The organism is Buttiauxella warmboldiae, assembly GCF_003818135.1.
In the GTDB taxonomy this organism is placed as follows: domain Bacteria; phylum Pseudomonadota; class Gammaproteobacteria; order Enterobacterales; family Enterobacteriaceae; genus Buttiauxella; species Buttiauxella warmboldiae.
In genome coordinates this window covers 17,610-37,232 of sequence record NZ_RPOH01000019.1, presented here as the reverse complement: position 1 = coordinate 37,232, position 19,623 = coordinate 17,610, and the positions used below count along the sequence as shown (strand labels likewise).

The 19,623-nt window shown below is 46.8% G+C and carries 21 protein-coding genes; 18 read left to right on the top strand and 3 right to left on the bottom strand.

Annotation, left to right across the window (positions count from 1 at the left end):
• The 13 genes from fliF (at position 1) to EHN07_RS05825 (ending at position 13,981) form a co-directional block, all read left to right on the top strand.
• Complete coding sequence (gene fliF, locus EHN07_RS05885) at positions 1-1,686, top strand: flagellar basal-body MS-ring/collar protein FliF (protein ID WP_124023254.1); 1,686 nt, start codon at positions 1-3, stop codon at positions 1,684-1,686.
• Entirely contained in the window at positions 1,643-2,701 is a 1,059-nt protein-coding gene (locus tag EHN07_RS05880; protein ID WP_124023253.1) for a flagellar motor switch protein FliG, read from the top strand. Before fliF ends, EHN07_RS05880 begins: the two co-directional genes overlap by 44 nt.
• A 3-nt stretch (positions 2,702-2,704) precedes the next feature.
• Complete coding sequence (gene fliH, locus EHN07_RS05875) at positions 2,705-3,460, top strand: flagellar assembly protein FliH (RefSeq protein WP_124023252.1); 756 nt, start codon at positions 2,705-2,707, stop codon at positions 3,458-3,460.
• Positions 3,453-4,772 carry a flagellar protein export ATPase FliI gene (gene fliI, locus EHN07_RS05870; RefSeq protein WP_124023251.1) on the top strand — a complete coding sequence of 440 codons (1,320 nt, stop codon included), beginning with the start codon at positions 3,453-3,455 and terminating at the stop codon, positions 4,770-4,772. The genes fliH and fliI overlap by 8 nt, the downstream gene beginning before the upstream one ends.
• 23 nt (positions 4,773-4,795) lie before the next feature.
• Positions 4,796-5,230, top strand: coding sequence for a flagellar export protein FliJ (fliJ, locus tag EHN07_RS05865; RefSeq protein ID WP_124023250.1), 435 nt, complete (start codon positions 4,796-4,798; stop codon positions 5,228-5,230).
• A gap of 3 nt (positions 5,231-5,233) precedes the next feature.
• A complete protein-coding gene (locus tag EHN07_RS05860; protein WP_124023249.1) occupies positions 5,234-6,625 on the top strand; it encodes a glycosyltransferase family 2 protein in 1,392 nt (463 codons plus the stop codon).
• A gap of 32 nt (positions 6,626-6,657) precedes the next feature.
• Entirely contained in the window at positions 6,658-7,605 is a 948-nt protein-coding gene (locus EHN07_RS05855; protein ID WP_124023248.1) for a hypothetical protein, read from the top strand.
• Positions 7,606-7,850: 245 nt separating this feature from the next.
• Positions 7,851-8,696, top strand: a complete 846-nt coding sequence (locus tag EHN07_RS05850) for an FkbM family methyltransferase (protein WP_167467290.1) — start codon at positions 7,851-7,853, stop codon at positions 8,694-8,696.
• A gap of 177 nt (positions 8,697-8,873) precedes the next feature.
• Positions 8,874-9,080, top strand: coding sequence for a hypothetical protein (locus EHN07_RS05845; protein ID WP_124023246.1), 207 nt, complete (start codon positions 8,874-8,876; stop codon positions 9,078-9,080).
• 278 nt (positions 9,081-9,358) lie between these two features.
• Positions 9,359-11,635 carry a glycosyltransferase gene (locus tag EHN07_RS05840; protein ID WP_124023245.1) on the top strand — a complete coding sequence of 759 codons (2,277 nt, stop codon included), beginning with the start codon at positions 9,359-9,361 and terminating at the stop codon, positions 11,633-11,635.
• Positions 11,636-11,651: 16 nt separating this feature from the next.
• Complete coding sequence (locus EHN07_RS05835; protein WP_124023244.1) at positions 11,652-12,290, top strand: class I SAM-dependent methyltransferase; 639 nt, start codon at positions 11,652-11,654, stop codon at positions 12,288-12,290.
• Positions 12,291-12,429: 139 nt separating this feature from the next.
• Positions 12,430-13,098 (top strand): class I SAM-dependent methyltransferase, encoded by a 669-nt coding sequence (locus EHN07_RS05830; protein ID WP_244202361.1) that lies wholly within the window; start codon positions 12,430-12,432, stop codon positions 13,096-13,098.
• Positions 13,099-13,438: 340 nt separating this feature from the next.
• Positions 13,439-13,981: a class I SAM-dependent methyltransferase gene (locus EHN07_RS05825; RefSeq protein ID WP_208646982.1), complete on the top strand. Its 543-nt coding sequence runs from the start codon at positions 13,439-13,441 to the stop codon at positions 13,979-13,981.
• A gap of 485 nt (positions 13,982-14,466) precedes the next feature.
• Here the strand turns inward: EHN07_RS05825 and flgN are convergent, their stop codons facing one another.
• From flgN to flgA, 3 genes are all read right to left on the bottom strand, one after another.
• Positions 14,467-14,901, bottom strand: coding sequence for a flagellar export chaperone FlgN (flgN, locus tag EHN07_RS05820; RefSeq protein ID WP_167467289.1), 435 nt, complete (start codon positions 14,899-14,901; stop codon positions 14,467-14,469).
• A 5-nt stretch (positions 14,902-14,906) separates the two neighbouring features.
• A complete protein-coding gene (flgM, locus tag EHN07_RS05815; RefSeq protein ID WP_124023241.1) occupies positions 14,907-15,182 on the bottom strand; it encodes a flagellar biosynthesis anti-sigma factor FlgM in 276 nt (91 codons plus the stop codon).
• Between the two features lie 105 nt (positions 15,183-15,287).
• Positions 15,288-16,022, bottom strand: coding sequence for a flagellar basal body P-ring formation chaperone FlgA (flgA, locus tag EHN07_RS05810; protein WP_167467288.1), 735 nt, complete (start codon positions 16,020-16,022; stop codon positions 15,288-15,290).
• A 136-nt stretch (positions 16,023-16,158) separates the two neighbouring features.
• On the opposite strand from flgA, the gene EHN07_RS05805 reads away from it, so the two are divergent.
• The 5 genes from EHN07_RS05805 to EHN07_RS05785 are packed head-to-tail and all read left to right on the top strand — an operon-like array spanning position 16,159 to position 19,614.
• On the top strand, positions 16,159-16,509 hold the full coding sequence (locus EHN07_RS05805) for a flagellar basal body protein (RefSeq protein ID WP_124023239.1): 351 nt from the start codon (positions 16,159-16,161) through the stop codon (positions 16,507-16,509).
• A gap of 18 nt (positions 16,510-16,527) precedes the next feature.
• A complete protein-coding gene (flgC, locus tag EHN07_RS05800; protein ID WP_124023238.1) occupies positions 16,528-16,953 on the top strand; it encodes a flagellar basal body rod protein FlgC in 426 nt (141 codons plus the stop codon).
• Between the two features lie 3 nt (positions 16,954-16,956).
• Positions 16,957-17,637 (top strand): flagellar hook assembly protein FlgD, encoded by a 681-nt coding sequence (flgD, locus tag EHN07_RS05795; protein WP_124023237.1) that lies wholly within the window; start codon positions 16,957-16,959, stop codon positions 17,635-17,637.
• 25 nt (positions 17,638-17,662) lie between these two features.
• Positions 17,663-18,883 (top strand): flagellar hook protein FlgE, encoded by a 1,221-nt coding sequence (flgE, locus tag EHN07_RS05790; RefSeq protein WP_124023236.1) that lies wholly within the window; start codon positions 17,663-17,665, stop codon positions 18,881-18,883.
• Positions 18,883-19,614: a flagellar basal body rod protein FlgF gene (locus EHN07_RS05785; RefSeq protein WP_124023235.1), complete on the top strand. Its 732-nt coding sequence runs from the start codon at positions 18,883-18,885 to the stop codon at positions 19,612-19,614. Before flgE ends, EHN07_RS05785 begins: the two co-directional genes overlap by 1 nt.
• Positions 19,615-19,623: the final 9 nt, after the last annotated feature.

Genomic DNA, 19,623 nt, shown 5'->3' with positions numbered 1-19,623 from the left:
GTGATTGATAAATTAAAACAAAAATTCCCGATGAGCTTCGAGAGCGGACTTACGGGAAACAAGAAAAATATGCTGCTGGGCGCTGCGGGGCTGATCCTCGCCAGCGCCATTGTCACATCGCTATGGATGACCAATCATAACTACGTGGCGCTGTTCGGTTCCCAGGAAAACGTGCCGGTAAAACAGGTGGTTGACGTGCTGGGGAGCCAGGCCATTGATTACCGCATCGATCCTGCCAGCGGCATTATTATGGTCGATAGCAGCAAGCTGGCAAAAGCGCGTATGGCGCTGGCGGAGCAGGGCGTCACCGCGATTATGCCCGGCGGCTATGAGCTGATGGATAAAGATGAATTACTGGGCAGCAGCCAGTTTATCCAGAACGTGCGTTACAAACGCAGCATCGAAGGCGAGCTGGCGCAGAGCATCATGGGGCTTGACCCGGTTGAGTCGGCAAGGGTGCATCTTGGGCTGATGGAGTCCAGCTCGTTTGTACTGACTAACCAGCCGGAGAGCAGCGCCTCGGTAATGGTGCGTTTACGGCCCGGAAAGCAGCTTAACCAGCAGCAGGTTTCCTCCGTGGTGCAGCTGGTTGCCGGTAGCGTGCCGGGCCTGAATGCGGGCCAGGTGCGGGTCGTCGATCAGAGTGGCAATCTGCTTTCTGAAGGTATTGAAACCGAAAGCGGCCAGATGGCGGGTATTAGCCGGGTTCGGGACATCAGCCAGCAGATCAAAGGCGAAACCGAGAAGAATATTGCCAATCTGCTTAACTCGCTGGTTGGGCAGGGTAACTTCCGTACCAGCGTCGTGCCTAAGGTCGACTTTAGCGCCGTGGAGGAGACTCAGGAGCGTTATGCCGGCGACCCACGCATTAGCGATGAAAATATTAATCAGGAAAACTCCACCGATGAACTGGCGATGGGGATCCCTGGCTCTCTGAGCAACCGCGCGCCAACGGCAGCTCCCGCTGCGACTCCGGCTCAGCCTGGAGCGGCAACGGCCGCGACTACCACTCCGCAGGCGCTGTCGAGCCGCAGCCAGACCCAGCGTAAATATGCTTATGACCGCGACGTGCGCCACATTAAACACCCGGTCTATAAACTTGAAAAACTGTCCATTGCCGTAGTGCTCAACCAGGATGCCCCTGCGCTGGCGAAATGGACGCCGGAACAGTTCACGGCCCTGAATAAGCTCATTGAAGATGCGGCTGGCATCGACAAGCAGCGGGGAGACTCACTGACCCTCGATCGCCTGGTCTTTACGCCAACTGGCACCATCGACTCGCCGTTGCTCAAATGGTGGCAGGACCCGGATATCCGCGATTGGGGACAGATGGGGGGCATTGGCTTCCTCGCCCTGCTCCTGCTGCTGCTTGGGGTTCGCCCGCTGGCACGGCGTTATTCAACAACCTCCGGGCAACAGATTGCTGCCTTAGCGGATGAAACCAGCGGCGTGCTGCTCGAAGGCGATACTTCCAGCGAAGATGACTCCCTGGTACAGGCGTTGCCGAAGTCCTCCTTCCAGGTTGAGGACAATCTGCCGCCACAAAGTTCAGGGCTTGAGACGAAAGTGGAATTCTTACAGACGCTGGCGCAGAGCGAAACCGAGCGCGTAGCTGAAGTGTTAAAACAATGGATAAATAGCAATGAGCGAAATAGCGCAGCCGCAACCACAAGCAAGCAAGAGTAATCGCACCCCGGCCAACGGTGCCAATAACGGGCGCAGTCGGCTGGAGCAGGCGGCTATTTTACTCCTCAGCGTTGGCGAAGAGGCCGCCGCAACGGTAATGGCGAAATTAAGCCGTGAAGAAGTGGTGCGCGTGAGTGAAACCATGGCGCGTCTGCACGGTATCAAAGTCACCCATGCCCGCAATGCGATGAATAATTTCTTTCAGGATTACCGCGAGCAGAGCGGGATTAACGGCGCGTCCCGCACCTATCTGAAGAATATTCTCGATAAGGCTCTGGGCAGCGAGATTTCGCGCAGCGTGATTAACGGTATTTATGGCGATGAAGTGCGTTACCGCATGGCGCGTCTGCAATGGGTTGATACGCCGCAGCTCGCCAGCCTGATTGACCAGGAGCATTTACAGCTACAGGCCGTGTTCCTCGCCTTCTTGCCGCCGGATGTGGCCGCCAGCGTGCTGGGCTGCCTTGAAGAGTCGCGCCGCGACGAAATCATCTACCGCATCGCGCGCCTGGACGACGTTAACCGCGATGTGATCGACGAGCTGGACCGCATTATCGAACGCGGCGTAGCGGTGCTGTCGGAACATGGTTCAAAACTGGTGGGCATTAAACACGCCGCGGACATTGTTAACCGTATTCCCTCCAACCAGCAGGAGCTGCTGGAGCAGCTACGTATTCGCGATGAAGATGTGGTTAACGAACTTAAAGATCAGATGTATGAGTTCTTTATCCTCAGCCGTCAGACCCCTGCGGTTCTGCAACGCCTGATGGACGAAATTCCGCTTGAAGAGTGGGCGGTGGCGCTGAAAGGCACCGAGCCGGTTCTGCGCCAGGCCATCTATAGCGCGATGCCAAAACGCCAGGTACAGCTGTTACAGAGCACCGGAACGCGTTTAGGCCCGGTTCCGGCAAGCCGTGTTGAGCAAGTGCGCAAAGAGATTATGGCCACGGTGCGTGAACTGGCGGAAGAAGGCGAAATTGAGGTGCGCCTCTTCTCTGAACTGACGATGGAGTAAGGCATGAGCCAGCAGACCAAATCACGCTTTGCCAAACCGCTGACCTCAGCCGCCACCCCAAGGCCGAGAGTACATAAATTTCCGCCGCTGCACCGCAGCCGCCATCTGCTTGATGCCACGGCGGGTGAGAATGGCTTTGCCGCCCCTTTCCTGGATAACGCCAGCCTGCAACAGCAGCTTGCCGACGGCTTTCAGGAGGGGATGAAGCAAGGATTCGAGCAGGGGCTGGAAGAGGGGCGCGGCGAAGGCTATCAGGAAGGCGTACGTTTAGGCTTTGATGAAGGCATGCGTAAAGGCCATGACGAAGGCAAACTCGCAGGGCATCAGCTGTTTATGGATGCCGCGCAGCCGCTCGACTCCATCACTGAACAGATCAAAGAGTACCTGGCCGATTATGAATCACGCCGGCGTAATGAGCTGCTGCAGCTGGTAGAAAAAGTCACTCGCCAGGTGATCCGCTGTGAGCTGACGCTGCATCCTACGCAGTTGCTGACGCTGGTGGAAGAAGCGCTGACCAGCCTTGCTAAAACGCCATCACAGCTGAAAGTGAGCCTGAATCCGGAAGAGTTCCGCCGTATCAGCGAAGCGGAGCCAGAGCGTGCAAAAGAGTGGGGCCTGTGCGCCGATCCGCAAATGCTACCGGGGGAATGCCGGGTGGTGACTGAAACCACAGAAATGGATATTGGCTGTGAACATCGTATGCAGCAGTGCATGGATGTGCTGAAAGAAACCCTCCTGCCGGAGACGCAGGATGCATAAACTGGATTTCGAACAGGCGCTCAAATCGATCGAGAATATTAACCTCGCCCGTGTAGCGGGGCGCCTTGTTCGAGTCAACGGTCTGCTGCTGGAGTGCGTAGGCTGCGTGCTGGCGGTGGGGCAGCTGTGCCGCATAGAGAGCCACGACGGCAGCATGATGGATGCGCAGGTGGTGGGGTTTGACCACGAAATCACCCATCTGATGCCGTTTAAGCATCCGGTGGGGCTGATTGCCGGGGCGAAAGTCTACCCGGCGGAAAAAGAAGAGTCGGTGCTGGTGGGCATGCAGTGGCTCGGTCGGGTGGTTAACGGCCTGGGCGAGCCGCTGGATCAAAAGGGAAAGCTGCAGGGTGAAACCCCGCTTCCCCGGCATATCGCACAAATTCATCCCCTTACCCGCCGCTCGGTTGATGAACCGCTGGATGTCGGCGTGCGCGCCATTAATGGCCTGCTCACGATTGGCAAAGGCCAGCGCGTTGGCCTGATGGCGGGCAGCGGCGTGGGGAAAAGCGTCTTGTTAGGCATGATCACCCGCTATACCCGTGCCGATGTGGTAGTAGTGGGGCTTATCGGCGAACGTGGCCGCGAAGTGAAAGAGTTTATCGAACACTCGCTTGGGGAAAGCGGGCTGGCGAAATCGGTGATTGTTGCCGCTCCGGCTGATGAATCGCCGCTGATGCGCCTGAAAGCCACCGAATTATGCCATGCGATTGCCAGCTATTACCGCGACCGTGGGTTAGATGTTTTGCTGCTGGTGGATTCTCTGACGCGCTATGCGATGGCGCAGCGTGAAATTGCGCTCTCCCTTGGCGAGCCTCCGGCCACCAAAGGCTATCCACCCTCTGCGTTTGGCCTGATCCCAAAGCTGGTCGAAAGCGCGGGCAACAGCGAAGGGCAGGGGACGATGACGGCGATCTATACCGTGCTGGCGGAAGGCGACGATCAGCAAGATCCGATCGTCGACTGCGCCCGTGCGGTGCTTGATGGCCATATTGTGCTGTCGCGCCAGCTGGCGGAAGCGGGCCATTATCCGGCCATCGATATTTCCCAGTCGATCAGCCGCTGTATGTCGCAGATCGTGACGAACGATCACCAGCGCGCGGCGCGTACCGTCAAACAGCTGTACGGCGAATATATGAATATCAAGCCGATGTTACCCCTGGGGGGCTACGTCGCGGGAAGCGATCCGTTAGTGGATCGAGCGGTTGGCATAGCGCCCGCCATTCACCACTATTTACAACAGGAAGTTGGCTTTGGGGCGACGCTGGAAAATACCATCGAAGATTTGCAGTCGCTGGTGCAGCGTTCATAAGCCCGGAGAAGATGAGGTAAAGGATGCCAAAAACCATCAGCACGCTCGAACAGCTGGTACAAATTCGTGCCCGCACGGTGAAAGATCTGAGCGGCAAATTATCTTCCCAGAAGCAGATGTGCCAGCGCTATGAAAACAATATCCAGGCGCTGAATAATCTGGCGGTCACGCCTGCAAGCCCCGGAAATACCCATGCCGCAATGATGACCAATCAGGCGCAGTACAAGAAAAATATTCAGCGCATTATCAACTGGCAAAAGCAGGAGCAGGCGCTGGCGGATATGAAAATGCAGGAGATCCAGCAGAACTTACTGCATGAGGCGCGCCGTGAGCGCGGTTATCAACTGGTGCTTGAGCAGCGGCGGGATAAGTTTGCCGATGAGGCAACGCGTAAAGAGCAAAAAACCACGGACGCAATGTCTACGCAGAGCTGGATGCGTCGCCAGCGTCAGAGATAACTCATGAAGTCGACAAAAAATAGACCTAATTTGATGGGGTCGCTACTAAATAAACAGCTATCAAAGCAGGCTCAGGAACGGAAACCATTTGTGAGCGTTATTTCTCCAAGCTACAACCGGAGAGATTTTTTGCCATATTTGATTTATCAATTTTATTACCAGGACTATCCAGCGGATCGTCGTGAGCTGATCATTCTGGATGACTCTGCTGAAAGTAATGAAGACTTGGTCAATATGCTGACGATGAACAATAGCGACAATGTGCGTTATATTCATAGTCCGCGTCGTTTGCAGTTGGGTGAAAAAAGAAACATGCTCAACGAACTGGCCACGGGTGAGTATATAATTTGTTTCGATGATGACGATTATTATCCTGCGAATAAGGTTAGCTACCAGGTCGAACAAATGATGCACCATAAAGCGGTGTTTTCTGGCTGTGATCAAATTTATATATGGTATAGCCACCTCGATAAAATTTATCGCACCACCTCTTTAGGCAAGAATCATGCTTTAAACGGCACTTTTGGTTACCACCGCAATTACCTGAAAAAACATCGTTACCGGGACGCAGATATGCTGGCCGAGGAAGGGCCGTTCCTGAATGGTTTTACTGCACCTGTGCTGCAAGTGGAGCCACGGAACGCGATTCTTTGCGTATCTCATAGTGCCAATACTTACGATAAAGACTTTGTTTTAGGAACCTGTGAAGCCGTAGATTTAACGCTTGAGGATTTTGTTACTGATGCAAATTTGCTCACGCATTACCGTCGTTTGAGCCATGCTCCTGTTACACAACCGGTTAACTGGCAGGTATTTGAGCAGATAATTGTTCTGCAAAATAGCGGTGACACGAATACCGAAACGATCAGGCATAGTCTGGTAGATTTTGGTATCAAACCGCAACAGTTAATTTTCCAGCAAAAGAGCCCGGATGAGTTAGAGACTCATCTCGTGGTATTGAAATGGGCTAAAGAACAAGAGTGGAAAAATATTCTTATTATTGATGGCGCTATTCAATTTGTGAAAAAAGAAAATTTCGTTAAAAATGTAAATGGCTTACTCAATAATATTGAATCAATTGACTGGAAAGTCATACTGCTGGGCGCGCAGCATGATTCATTACGACCAATGCAATCCCTGCCGGGCGTCGCTCGTATTACGGGGGCTGATTGTGCTTGTGCGTATGCCGTTAATTCAAGCTATTACCAGGCTCTGATAGAACTCTACACCATGGCTAAAGACGAAAAGGCATCCTTAAATGCCGCCTGGCAGATAAAAATGAAAGAAGATCTGTGGTTAGGTTTCTATCCAAGCTTTGCGTATTTGTCACATCAGGGGAATTGTACCGACGTTGTCGGTGCGGACATAACCCATACTTTTTCAGAAAAAACATAACTAATTTACACGTTATATAGGAGAGTATATAAATGGAGCTTATTGATAATTATCAGCCTGAATATGTTAAAAGGTTTAACGCCGATCATGAGAAATGCAGATGTCAAGCTTGCAAAAGTGGAAAGGAAAATTTCCCAATTGTAAATTTGCGTTGGAAAAATCAGCATCGGCAAAGTCTTTCTATATCATGTTTAAAGGCAGCAAAAGAAATTTTGCTAAACCCCCAATCATTTATTTTACATGAAAGTAAAATTTCCAGTGAGTCATCTTTATTATTAAATACTAGTTTAGAGATGATTAATCAGTTGTGTATAAATTTTGCTATCTATCCCGGAATCTCATTAGAACATAAGATTTATCTAATCGGTGTTTTGTTGAGTAAAGTACATAAAGACAATAGTAAAATTACTTCCGATATAAGTATGCTTGATGAACTTTCTCGCAATTTATATTCATTGGCAGATAATAACCAAATTCAACAGCAGATGAATCAATTGCCAGAAATCATTCAAATTAGATTACAAGCGCTAAAGGAAATTGGTAAGATAAAATTAGATATTAATCTTCCTTTTGAACATAAAATGGCATTTATGTTGAAGCTAAGTGAGCTAACGATCTTAAATGATGAACGTCTCACTGAACGACTACATCAGATCCAGGTTGCGTGGGAACACGGTGATGAATTTTTTAAATCAAATCAAGAGATTTTCAATAACCTATTGATTTATATGATATACAATACTACATTTCCTGATTCTAATGAGAGCTATGGGGCCTCTTTTTTTTATTTGGCAGAACATATTTTTCGCTTAAAAATGATTATTGCTATTTACTGTGAAGAAATAGCATGTTTTGAAAAGGAGCAAGTTGTTGCTTTAATTAGTGCTTATTTTGAATGGAATGAGAGAGTGAAAACTATTGAAGTTAATATAAATCAGGATTCTGAAAATCTTTTACTCAGTGGTTTCGCTTTATTATGATTATCATGCGGGCACAATATGCCCGCTATTGAATAATAGCGTAGGATGATCTCTGCTATCAGAATAATTAATGTTATGCGAATGTAATTTTTTGTTAGGTAAGCATCAGATAAACACAATATGCTAATGTATCCAATTAAAATTTTTGTTAAATATTGGATCGCTTTAAGCAGCATCAGATTATGAATGATTTTTGTTGTTTGTCTTTATTATACATTTCCCATTTATTAATAAGGCTATGTTACATGAACGTTGACCCCAATTTAAAAAATCTTGCAATTGATGATAAAATTAAAGTTATAAAAGATGAATTTAGCAATGATGTATTTAACATTTTGGAATTTACTCACAATTACAAAAAGGTAAAACTATTTCATCTTGATGATGACTATCTCCCATCACGCATAATTGCTGATAAAAAATTTTATGAGTGTGACTTTTTGAATTTTTTTAGCTTTTTCAATGCAGATGATCATTTGGTTATAGATGTTGGAGCTAATATTGGAAATCATAGTATATACTTTAGCTTGGTAAAAAATTGGGATGTTATCGCTTTTGAGCCTGTGCGGAAAAATGCACTTTGCTTTTCTATAAATGCAGATTTGAATAATGTTTCAGAAAAAGTAACTTTATTGGAAACTGCACTGGGAAAATGTGAAGGTTCTGTTTTATTGTCTAAAAGTATTGGTGATAATAATGGGACGTTTAGCCGTGATGCTAATAAAAATAACAGTACCATAAAAGTTTCGATTATGGTACTTGATGATATTTCTCAGATAAAAAATAGTGAGCGTTCTATAGGATTGATTAAAATAGATGTTGAAGGTATGGAATATGATGTTTTGCAAGGAAGTGTTAATACGCTAAAAAAACATAAGCCAGCCTTGGCTTTTGAATGTATCACGCATAAAGATTATACTGATATAATGAATTTACTTTCACCACTCGGATATTTTCCAGTAGAGGTACTTAATGCTACCGCTACGTTCATTTGCCTCAATAAATATAATAACATACATATGGAAAAAGTTTCTGAGTATCTCACAATGTATACTGAGCAGCGAAAAATACAAGAATATAAAATGTTCTAACCCTATATATAAGGTGATATTTATAATATTCAGTTAATAATGGTAAGTAATTGGTGGGTCTAATATTTTTCGGTAATCATCATTTATGCTGAATAGCATGTGAGAAACTATCCCAAAAGGAATTTTTAGTTACTGAATAAAAGGCAGTTTTTGAGAGTAAACTATGGTAGACAGTAAGTGGAAATCAGCGATAAATCCGGGAAAAAATGGATGTTCTTATTCCTGAGCACAAATAAGAAAGTCGAAAATTATGAAGCGATGCTGCTTTTTTCCTGCGGCGCTATTGTCTGGAATAAAATCCTATTGGGATGGTGTTTTATACCTTTTTATATGGAGGTAATAAGCTATGAAGGTGTTGCGATTAAATTGTTTGATGGGAATTAATTTTCTCTTAGAATATGTGCGTGACGTATAAAATTAGCTTCTCATATTGAATTGCATGAAAATGTCATTAGAGTTTTTATAAAGATAATATGTTGTAATAATTATAGGTTTTGTTGTCTCAGCGTATACTCATCTATTTTTTTGACAACAAAAGAAAAAGAGAAAAAAAGGTTTAAGTTTTTTTCTCTCTGTGTCGCCGGTAATAGGTATGTCTCATATCCGCTAGCTTTCTGCGGTTTACTCAATACCTCTTAGAAAATTAAAATGTGGTCTGATAAATGAGTTTACAAAGCGTTATTGCGGCTGATATGCCGATAGAGTCCTTACTCGCCCTCGTCGATGAAAGTGTGAAAATTAGAGCACCACTGCGACTCGAAGGTGCAAATTTAGACAAATTTTCCATAGTTTCATGGCACCTGAATCAAAAGGGTTATGCTTGTATCGGGCAAACCGATCAGCCCAGTACTTATCATTTCGTTGCATTAGGTGAAGGTAAACAACGCATTGTTGTTAATGCTACCAATGATAATTTCCATTTTATGCAGCCAGTGATGCGGCTTATGCGTGAACAAGGGCATTCCGTCAGTGAACTCTCTAGTGCCAATCTTACTCAGCAAGCGTTGCTTAATGCGCTGCGCCATTGTGATGTCGCATGGTTTGAGTGGGGTGACTCGGCAATCATCGCTGCCAGTCAACTACCTAAATATTGCCGAATTGTTTGCCGAATTCATAGATATGAACTTTATGGTGATGCGATTGCGCAAATAAATTGGGAAAACGTCGACGAAGTTATTTTAGTTAGTCAGGCAATGAAGAAACGCTTTATATCGCTGTTGGGTTCTAAATTACCCCAATATCTTAAAGTGACTGTACTCGCCAATCTGACAGGTCATCAGCCTGTTACACATATATCAAAAAGACGTAATCCATATTACATCGCCTGTGTGGCCCGTTTTGCGCCGCAAAAAAACCTGGTGATGCTTCTACCTATTTTGCAAACACTCGCCAAGAAAGACCCACGTTATAAGCTTTTTATTGCCGGACGGATTGAAGATCAGTGTCTGTACGACAGTTTTTGTCAACTCATTGATATTTATGGCCTAAAGCACAATATCGTCATTTGTGGCAATCTTGCGGCGTCAGAGATGGCAGCATGGTATTCAGACAAGTCGTTTTTGTTGTCAGTAAGTTATAATGAATCTCAGGGTATGGGGATATTCGAGGCTATGCTGGCTGGGTTAAAACCAGTCGCATTCCACGCGCCCGGTGGCCTGAGTGAATATTTACCCGCGAACTATCTGTTCACATCGATTGATGAAGCGGTCACGCATATCAGCGAGGGCAACCAGGCTCCAAAAAACTATGCGCAAGAGGCCCAGACACTGTTACGCCAACAAGAATTGCCTGATGAATATCTTAAAATCTGGCAACCGGTAACGACGCTATCGCCGTTATTTTCAATTGTTATCCCCTGCTATAACAGAGAGCGATATGTTCTTTCGGCTGTCAGCTCAGCGCTGAATCAGCGTGACCACAATTTTGAAGTCGTAGTTGTGGACGATGGTTCTTCGGATGCCAGTTTGGACTTACTGGCTAAGATTAATGATCCTCGATTACGTATTGTTGCTAAACCGCATACCAATGCCCCGGACACACGTAACCGTTGTATAGCCGAAGCCAAAGGGGAATATCTGGTTTGGTTAGACAGTGACGATATTCTTCATGAAAATGCACTTTCTCACTACCGCACACTCTTACAACGCTGGTCACGAGTAGATGTTATTTCGTGTGCAATGGAATCGCTTGTTGGCGAGAAAAAGTATTACTCCCTTTATAATTACGCGCCGGCGAACTGGCTATCACAATTGCCAAACGGCAACTTTATTACTAACCCTGGGAGTTGCGTTCTTCGTTCACTTTATGGCGATGTGGGAGGCTATGACACCACATATTTACGAGCCCATGACTATGAATTCTGGTCTCGTGTTGTGGGGCGTGCCAGCGTGGCTTTTACCGCTCATTGTAATATCTCTTATCGCCTGCACGACGGTAATCTTACTGGTATGGGTAAATCGACAGATACGACATATGAATATCGCATCTTTGAAAATATCCTGAAACGTTACCGCCTGGAAGCATTATTCCCAGGGAAAGCATGGAAAGAAATAGATAGTTTTATTCAGGAGCGTCGGAAGATGCTTTATGCTGAAACTGGGGTAGATAATGTGACTATTATTCTGGATGCGATTAATACACCGCTTGATACTTTGCTTGATCATATTCAGCTGTTGGGTATTCAGGAGGATAAAAAATTTAATATCTTAGTTGTTACGGATAAAGAACTGCCACTCACAAGCCTCCCGGTTTTGTTTATGCAATCCTTTGATTCTCAACGTATTAAACATTATTTGGGCGAAAAGTTACCGAATCTTTATCACCGCGTATTCGCGCTACAACCCAATATCCATAACAGCCCGACACTGATTTCTGAGCTAAAACACACGATTCTTCATGGTGTTCAAATCGCGGAATCTTTCCGCCATATCCCCTTTTAAATTATTGGAATAAGCAATGACAAATGCTACATTAACTTTTGAACACTCGGCACAGTATTGGGACGATCGTTATCGGTTACAAGGAAACTCAGGTGCAGGTTCATACGGTTGCCTTGCTGATTTTAAAGCAGAAATAATTAATCATTTTGTTGCTGAAGAGAATATTCAATCAGTAATGGAATTTGGCTGTGGTGATGGTAACCAATTGTCGCTCTCTCGCTATCCTTGTTATACAGGTTTTGACGTTTCCGAACATGCTTTGCAGCGGTGTAACAACCGATTCGCTAGCGATTCGACAAAAAGCTTCTATTCGGTCAATCAGTGGAATGGACAACAAGCTGAATTAACTCTTTCACTTGATGTTCTTTATCATCTTATTGAAGAAAATGTCTTCGAAAGATATATGGAAACATTATTCTGTGCAGCAAAACGATTTGTTATTATTTACAGTTCCAACGACGAACAACTGAACCTGTTGCTCGGAGGACATGTTAAACATGTTCGTCACCGTAAATTTACTGATTGGATAATCAGCAATATGGCCGATAAGTGGGGTTTTCATAATCTAATCCCTAACAAGTATCCCTTTGACATTAATGATCAAAGTAATACATCATTTGCAGATTTTTATATTTTTAGTCGGATGCATGAATAGGCAGATAAAATGGTAATTAAAAAACTAACCCTGCCTAGCTCTGGAGTTTATTTAGCATGCAGTTTTCATTGATAAATATCAGTTTTCAATGAAGCCAGTTACTATCCATTATGTATTCTTGATTTCTAAATAGGAAATAATGACTTTGACCATAGACAACCAGCGATTAATTAATTCCATTATTGAACAGTATATGGAAATGGCTCATAAGCAAAAAGAGCAATATGAGAAATTGATGCCAAAAATAAAGCTAGAGCAGAGCAATATTGCAAATTGCCAGCTTCTGTTAGATCGTGAAACGTTGCTTGAAAATATGCCTAAAAATGCAGTCGTTGCCGAAATAGGTGTCGATTCGGGAGCGTTTAGCGATAAAATACTTCGTATTTGTACGCCGAGTAAACTTTATCTGGTCGATGCATGGCATACCCAACGTTATCATGATGGTCTTTTTAACCAGGTTACCGATAAATTCAGAGAGCAACTTGACTCAGGCTGTGTGGAAATAAAACGGGGTCTATCCATTGAGATGGCCAGCGATTTTGCCGATCAATCTCTAGACTGGATTTATATTGACACTGACCATTCTTATGAAACTACCATTCGGGAACTTTGCTTGTATGCTCCAAAACTGAAAGTGGGGGGGATAATTTCTGGACATGATTACACTATGGGTAATTTTATAAAATGGTATCGTTACGGTGTCATCGAAGCCGTTCATCAGTTTTGCGTTACTTTTGGCTGGGAATTGATTTTCATAACAGCAGAGACAATCGAAAATCAAAGTTTTGCCATCAGAAAAATTTCATAGAAAAAGTATTCAGTACGGAGTCGAAATCATGATTATATGTCCAGTTGCTGAATGAAAATTAATTCTTAATTTTATTGTTTGCATCTTTTGATGATAAATGTTGCTTTGTTGATATTGATTTAATTTTTTTCGATCTTAAACATAACTGTGTAAATGATAAATTTTATATTATGAAATGTTTAATATTAATGATTATAAGAACGGAGAGTGAATATTCATGAGTATTAATCAGTATCACTGCCCATTGTGCAGTTTTAAAGGTTCATTTCTAACATTCCGTAATCGCCAGTATGCGCTTTGTCCTCGGTGTTCTAGTCTGGAAAGGCACCGATTACAATTTATGATTTTACAACACGTTCTGGCAGATAAAAAAACTTCTGAAATGAAAGCACTGCATTTTGCTCCAGAGTCCGCATTTCGGACATGGTTCTCCAATATTTTCGGGGAATACAAAACGGCTGATATAGAGATGGAAGGGGTGGACTTTAAGGTTGACATTCAGGATTTGCCATTTGCTGATCAGCAGTTTGACTTTATTTTTGCTTCACATGTTTTAGAACATATTCAGGATGATATGAAAGCAATTTCAGAAATACACCGAATACTAAAGCCTGGTGGAATTGCTATCTTACCGGTACCTATTGTATGTGATAAAACAGTTGAATACGCTGCTCCAGACCCTGCTGAGGATTTTCATGTTAGGGCGCCTGGCATGGATTATTATGACCGCTATGAAGCGTGTTTCTCAATATGGGAGTATTATAGCTCAAAGAATATTTCTGATATTTATCAACCGTATGTCTATGGTTCATCAGTGAAAGATCACCCGCTGCGCGTTGATGCCGAGAGGCTCATGGATGTTGTTCCTGTAGTCTATCGTTGAGTTTTCTTTGCAATTAATTAACGGATTTGTAATTTTAAATGCCGAGTCCTTAGTCATTACTCGGCATTCTTCCAACGGCAGATCGTTCAAAAATTAATGAGCAGCTTCTGTTTTATTAAATAAGCGCTCTGTGACTTCCCTAATTTAATTTAGCGTTCCAGGGAGGTAATACTCGGCCATATATTAAATATGGTTATCGTCAGATCAACTCTATGCCTTTTTACGTTTTACACATAATCTATTAATCTTGGAAGTCCTGATATCCGTAATACACTGAAAAATAAGATGCTTAGATATTAAAAATATGCAATATTATCATCGGTGTTTTTTAGTATGAAATTTATGTATCATCATACTGAATCCCTAATTCAATCTCTCTCTGGCTAATGTCTGATTTATTATCGGGTTCGGTGAACATCTGAGCGATTACGTTCTGATAGTGGCAGTTAAATAAAATTATTTATAGGAGGAGATGTGTTTTATTTTTATGGATGATAAATTCCGCTGCCTGCTTCACTATTATTGACTAGATTAGCGATGATATCTGCTTGCATTTGTAGCACCATACCATTTCTTTCATTCAGGAGCTGACATGTTTTGGCCTGGTGCTGAATATCTTGCAGCAGAACAGATATTTTATCTTTTTTATCTTCATCCAGATGACTAAATAATTTATTAAGCCCTTCAACACTTGCTGTTACACCCAGAGATAATAACGTTGATGTTCTGCGTTCTGCGCTTTCTGATAATAAGTTATAAATTTCAAGCAATTGCTTACTCATTTTTTCCAGCTGTTCACTATCGCGCTCCAGCAATAGCGTGCGCTGTTCTTCGAGCAAATTTTTAAGCGAGATATAGCGCTGCCTGTCCTGCACCATATCCTGCAACAAAGCGGTCATCCGTTGGCCTGCTGTTTGCATAATCATTACCGCTGAAAGTATTTCTGAATTGAGAGCGTCAGGTCATCAAGATTGACGTGCAGCTGACCGTTGCTAAGCGCCTGCTTCATTTCCGCTACCCGCGCCATATCGATCTCTGGCAGGTTTTGTAATGCTTTCTGCGCATCGCCCAACACCGGGTCAATGGCGGCAACAGGGCTGCTGCGCAAAGGCGCCGTGGATTTTGTTTCGCCGATCTCTTTGGTCGCGCTGCTGGTCTGCGTCGGCTGGATTGGCGAGTAGTGGTGTTGATTAATTTTCATATTCTCTCCCGAGTTAAACCAGAAATCGTCTGTAAGCATTTGCTTGTATCACTGTAAAGCGGCGTCAAGGGCAGCAAACTTTAATCGCCGTGAGAAAAATAGCGTTTATCTTGCCGGGGCGATGATGCGCACCACTCCCGGAGAGACAACGACCGCATCGACAATACGCTGGCTGCTGGTATTGCGCACCCGAATAACTTCCCCTTTTCGCCCCTGCTTTATCGCTTCCCCGCTGGTGCTGGCCTCAATGCCTTCCAGCCGCGCGGTGATTAAAACATTCTGCCCGCGCTCCACCATTACAGGCTGCTCCAGCAGGGCCGGAGTGACAATTTGTGAGGCGTTAATACGCCGCTTCACCGTCTGCCCGGCCGCATCCTGCGGGTTGGTCAGGAACAGGCCGTTTAACGGTGCGATATCCTGAACCTTGAGCACCACATCCTGGCTGTCAATCACGCGCCCCCGTTCCAGCGTATGCATGGCAACCACCACCGGCAGATTCACCGCCGTTTTGACCGCAACGGTCAGCGCCCAGCCCTGTTCGCCCGGGCATATGATGTCATAGCGCAGGCGGTACAACATACGCTTGCTGCCAGGCGTTGGAGTGGCAACCGGGGTTTTCGGGCACTGCGGCAGCGCGGTGGCTTCCGGCGGCAGAACGGTTTCAGGCTGTACGCCATATTTGCCCCAGCCCTGGCCGCGCGCCATGGTGCGGATTTCCGCTTGTGCGGCTTTGCTGGCGGCTTGCTCAATCTGAGCGGCGGCGCTGGGTACGGCGCCGTGTGCCGTGCCGCTGACGATGCTTAGCCCGATAACCAGCAGGGGGAAGTGGTTCTTCCTCATAGGTGTGTCTCTGTGTGCTATATGTTGGAAAATCATGTTGTTATAAACATGGCATGAAAATTGCTATTAAATGATTCCTCTTCGAGAAATCTGTGCCGGGCGTACAGAGAGGAAGCAAGACTGTAAAGGAGTGACAGTGAGCATTAGTTTTGACAAGGCGTTGGGCGTTCATCCCCAGGCATTACAGCTCCGACTGACCAGGGCCGAGCTGTTATCCACCAACCTTGCCAATGTGGATACCCCGAATTTTAAGGCTAAAGATATTGATTTTGCCGCGCAGATGCAACGTGCAAAGCAGTCGTTGTTTCCGGGGAGCGGCACAGAGGTGAAATATCGCCTGCCTTATCAACCGTCTGCGGACGGTAATACGGTGGCGCTGGATGTGGAGCAGGCTGCATTCGCCAAAAACAGCATGGATTACCAAATGAGCCTGACATTCCTGAAGCTGAAGTTTTCGGGATTGCGGGCTGCCATCGAAGGCAAATAATTCGTTCAGGAAGAAAGTATGGCTTTTACGGACATTTATCGAATTTCCAGCTCAGCGATGACGGCGCAAACCGTCCGGCTGAACACCATCGCCAGTAATATGGCCAACGCCGATGCCGCATCGGCCAGCGAAGAGACGGTGTACAAAGCACGTCGCCCGGTCTTTGCATCCATCTACCAGAATAGCCAGCTTGCCGGGAATAACGCCTTTGCCGGCGCCCGCGTGCAGATTATGGACGTGGTGGAAACCGGCCAGGCGGTTTCCCGCTATGAGCCGCATCACCCGATGGCCAACGGCCAGGGCTACGTTTATTACCCGGACATTAATGTGGTGGAGGAGATGGCCGACATGATGTCCGCCTCTCGCGGCTTTGAAACCAGTGCTGAAGTGCTTAGCAGCGTTAAAAGTATGCAGCAAAGTTTGCTGCGTCTCGGTGAGGGGTAATTTATGAATGTGATGGATACGTCAACTTACTCCCAGCAAAGCGCCGGAAGTTCTGTTTCCCCTAACGCGCAGTCCGCCTCGGGTATGAACGATATGTTCCTGAAGCTGCTGGTAGCCCAGGTACAAAACCAGGACCCGCTCAATCCAACCGACGGCACGGAGTATGTCGGGCAGTTGGCGCAGCTCTCCCAGGTGCAATCGATGGAGAAGGTCGCCAGCCTGATGCAAAACAGCAGCATCATGATGGATAACCTGCAGACGCTGACCACGGCCAACCTGGTGGGGCAGAACGTGATGGTGCAAACCGATCGCGTGGAGCTGCAGGGCGATTCAGTGCTCAACGGCCGTTTAACGCTTGAGCACCCCGCTGCATCGGTTACGGTGCAGGTGAAAGACGCCACCGGAACCGAACATAAGATTGAACTCGGCCGCCAGCAGGCAGGCCTGGTAGACTTCACGCTGGATGCCAAAAAGCTGGGTTTACCGGAAGGGAAGTACACATTAAGTGCCGTGACCGATACTGCCGAGCAGTCAATTCCACTGGAAATTGGCGGCACGGTAAGCAACGTGCGTATTCCGCTAAAAGGCGGCGTCACGATGCTGAAAATTGCCGGACTTGGAGAAGTCCCGTACAGCAGCATCAGTCAGTTTGGTGGACAGGCTTCCGGCAGCCGCCGGGCGTAACAACTTTTGTCATCAGGATGAAATCATGAGTTTTAGCATCGCAACGTCAGGTCTTAACGCTATCAGCCAGCAGCTGGGGGCCATCAGTAACAATATTGCCAATACCGGTACGGTGGGATACAAATCCGGGCGCGCCGAGTTTTCCGCGCTCTATGCGCAGTCCCAGCCTCTGGGCGTGGGCGTCACCGGCATAACACAAAGTATTACCCGCGGCGGCAATATTATTTCCTCCAGCAACTCGCTGGATCTGGCGATTTCAGGGAATGGATTTTTTGTGGTGCGCGACAGTACCGGCACCACCTCTTATACCCGCGCCGGGTATTTCGGTACCGATAAAGACGGCAACCTGGTGAATAACCTGGGAATGAATATGCAAGGTTACCCGGTTGATGCTAACGGTAATTTGCAGGTGGGTACGGTCAGCAATCTGAGTATCAGAAGCGGTTCAATTCCGGCAAGAGCAACAGAACAGATTAATTTTACTGCTAACTTTGATGCCAACGCAAAAGCGATCCCAAAGACGGATGCTCAAGGTAATGCCATCGACTTTAATGAGAAAGACGAAACAACTTACAACAATACTTACACCACACAGGTCTTCGATTCTCTTGGCCGTGAGCACACGCTTACTCAGTATTTTGTTAAAGATAGTGATAACCAATGGACGGCTCACCTGCGTCTTGATGGGCAGAAGTTAACTGCACCGGCAGATTCAAAAATAGCGGTGGAGTTTAGTGATTCTGGGCTTCTTCTGAAACCTGCTGGTATGACCGATCTCAATGTTGCGATTAATGGAGCAAGTCCATTAGCTATTGAGATGAGCTATGCCGGCACCACCCAGTATGGCTCCGACTTCTCCGTCAGCCGCAACCAGGGCGACGGTTACGCATCGGGTGAGCGTACCGGGCAGCAGGTGGATGAAAAGGGCAACGTCTATGCCACCTTCTCCAACGGCGAGCGCATGTTGCAGGGGCAGCTGATTATCGCCAACTTTGCCAACCCGAACGGTCTGCAATCGCAGGACGGCACCACCTGGGCGCAAACCGGGACTTCCGGCGCGCCGCTGATTGGCGCACCGGGCAGCGGCCTGCTGGGCTATATCAAATCTAACGCGCTGGAAGAGTCAAACGTCGATTTGACCTCTGAGCTGGTGGGGTTGATGAGCGCGCAGCGCAACTACCAGGCCAATACCAAGGTGATCAGCACCAACGACAATATGATGAACGCGTTGATGCAGGCGGTGTAATGGACCATCTTATTTATACCGCGATGAGCGGCGCCAGCCGCAGCCTGATGCAGCAGCAGGTGCACGCAAATAATCTGTCAAACGTGAACACCAGCGGCTTTCGTGGCGATTTGGATAAAGCCATGTCCTCGCAGGTACAGGGCAGCGGCTACGACTCCCGCTACGTGGTGCAAAACGCCAATGGCGGCGTGAATATGGCTTCCGGCTCGCTTGAGGAAACCGGGCGCGACCTGGATGTTGGCATCGTTGGCAATGGCCTGATTGCGCTCCAGTTGGGCGGCCGGGAAGTCTATACGCGCAACGGGCATATCAATGTCAGCCCGGATGGCGATCTCACCATTAACGGCCAGCCGGTGATGGGCGAAGGCGGGCCGATTGTGCTGCCGCCTTTCGCGCAGGTTTCCATAGCCGGTGACGGCACCATCTCCATCGTCCCGCAGGACGGGGACATCAACGCATTAATGGATGTTGACCGTATCAAACTGGTGGACGTGGCGACAGACCAGCTCAGCAAAGATAAAAACGGTTTTCTGGTAAGCAACAACCGTATTGAGCCACGCAGCGAAGAGATAACGCTGGCCAATAAACATCTGGAAAACAGCAACGTTTCTGCCATCAGCGAAATGATCTCAAGCCTCGCCCTGAACCGCAGTTTTGAGGCGCAGGTAAAGATGATGAAAGTGGCAGAAGATCTGGCCCAGGCCGGTAATCGCGTGATCCGCAATACCTGATTTGACTCT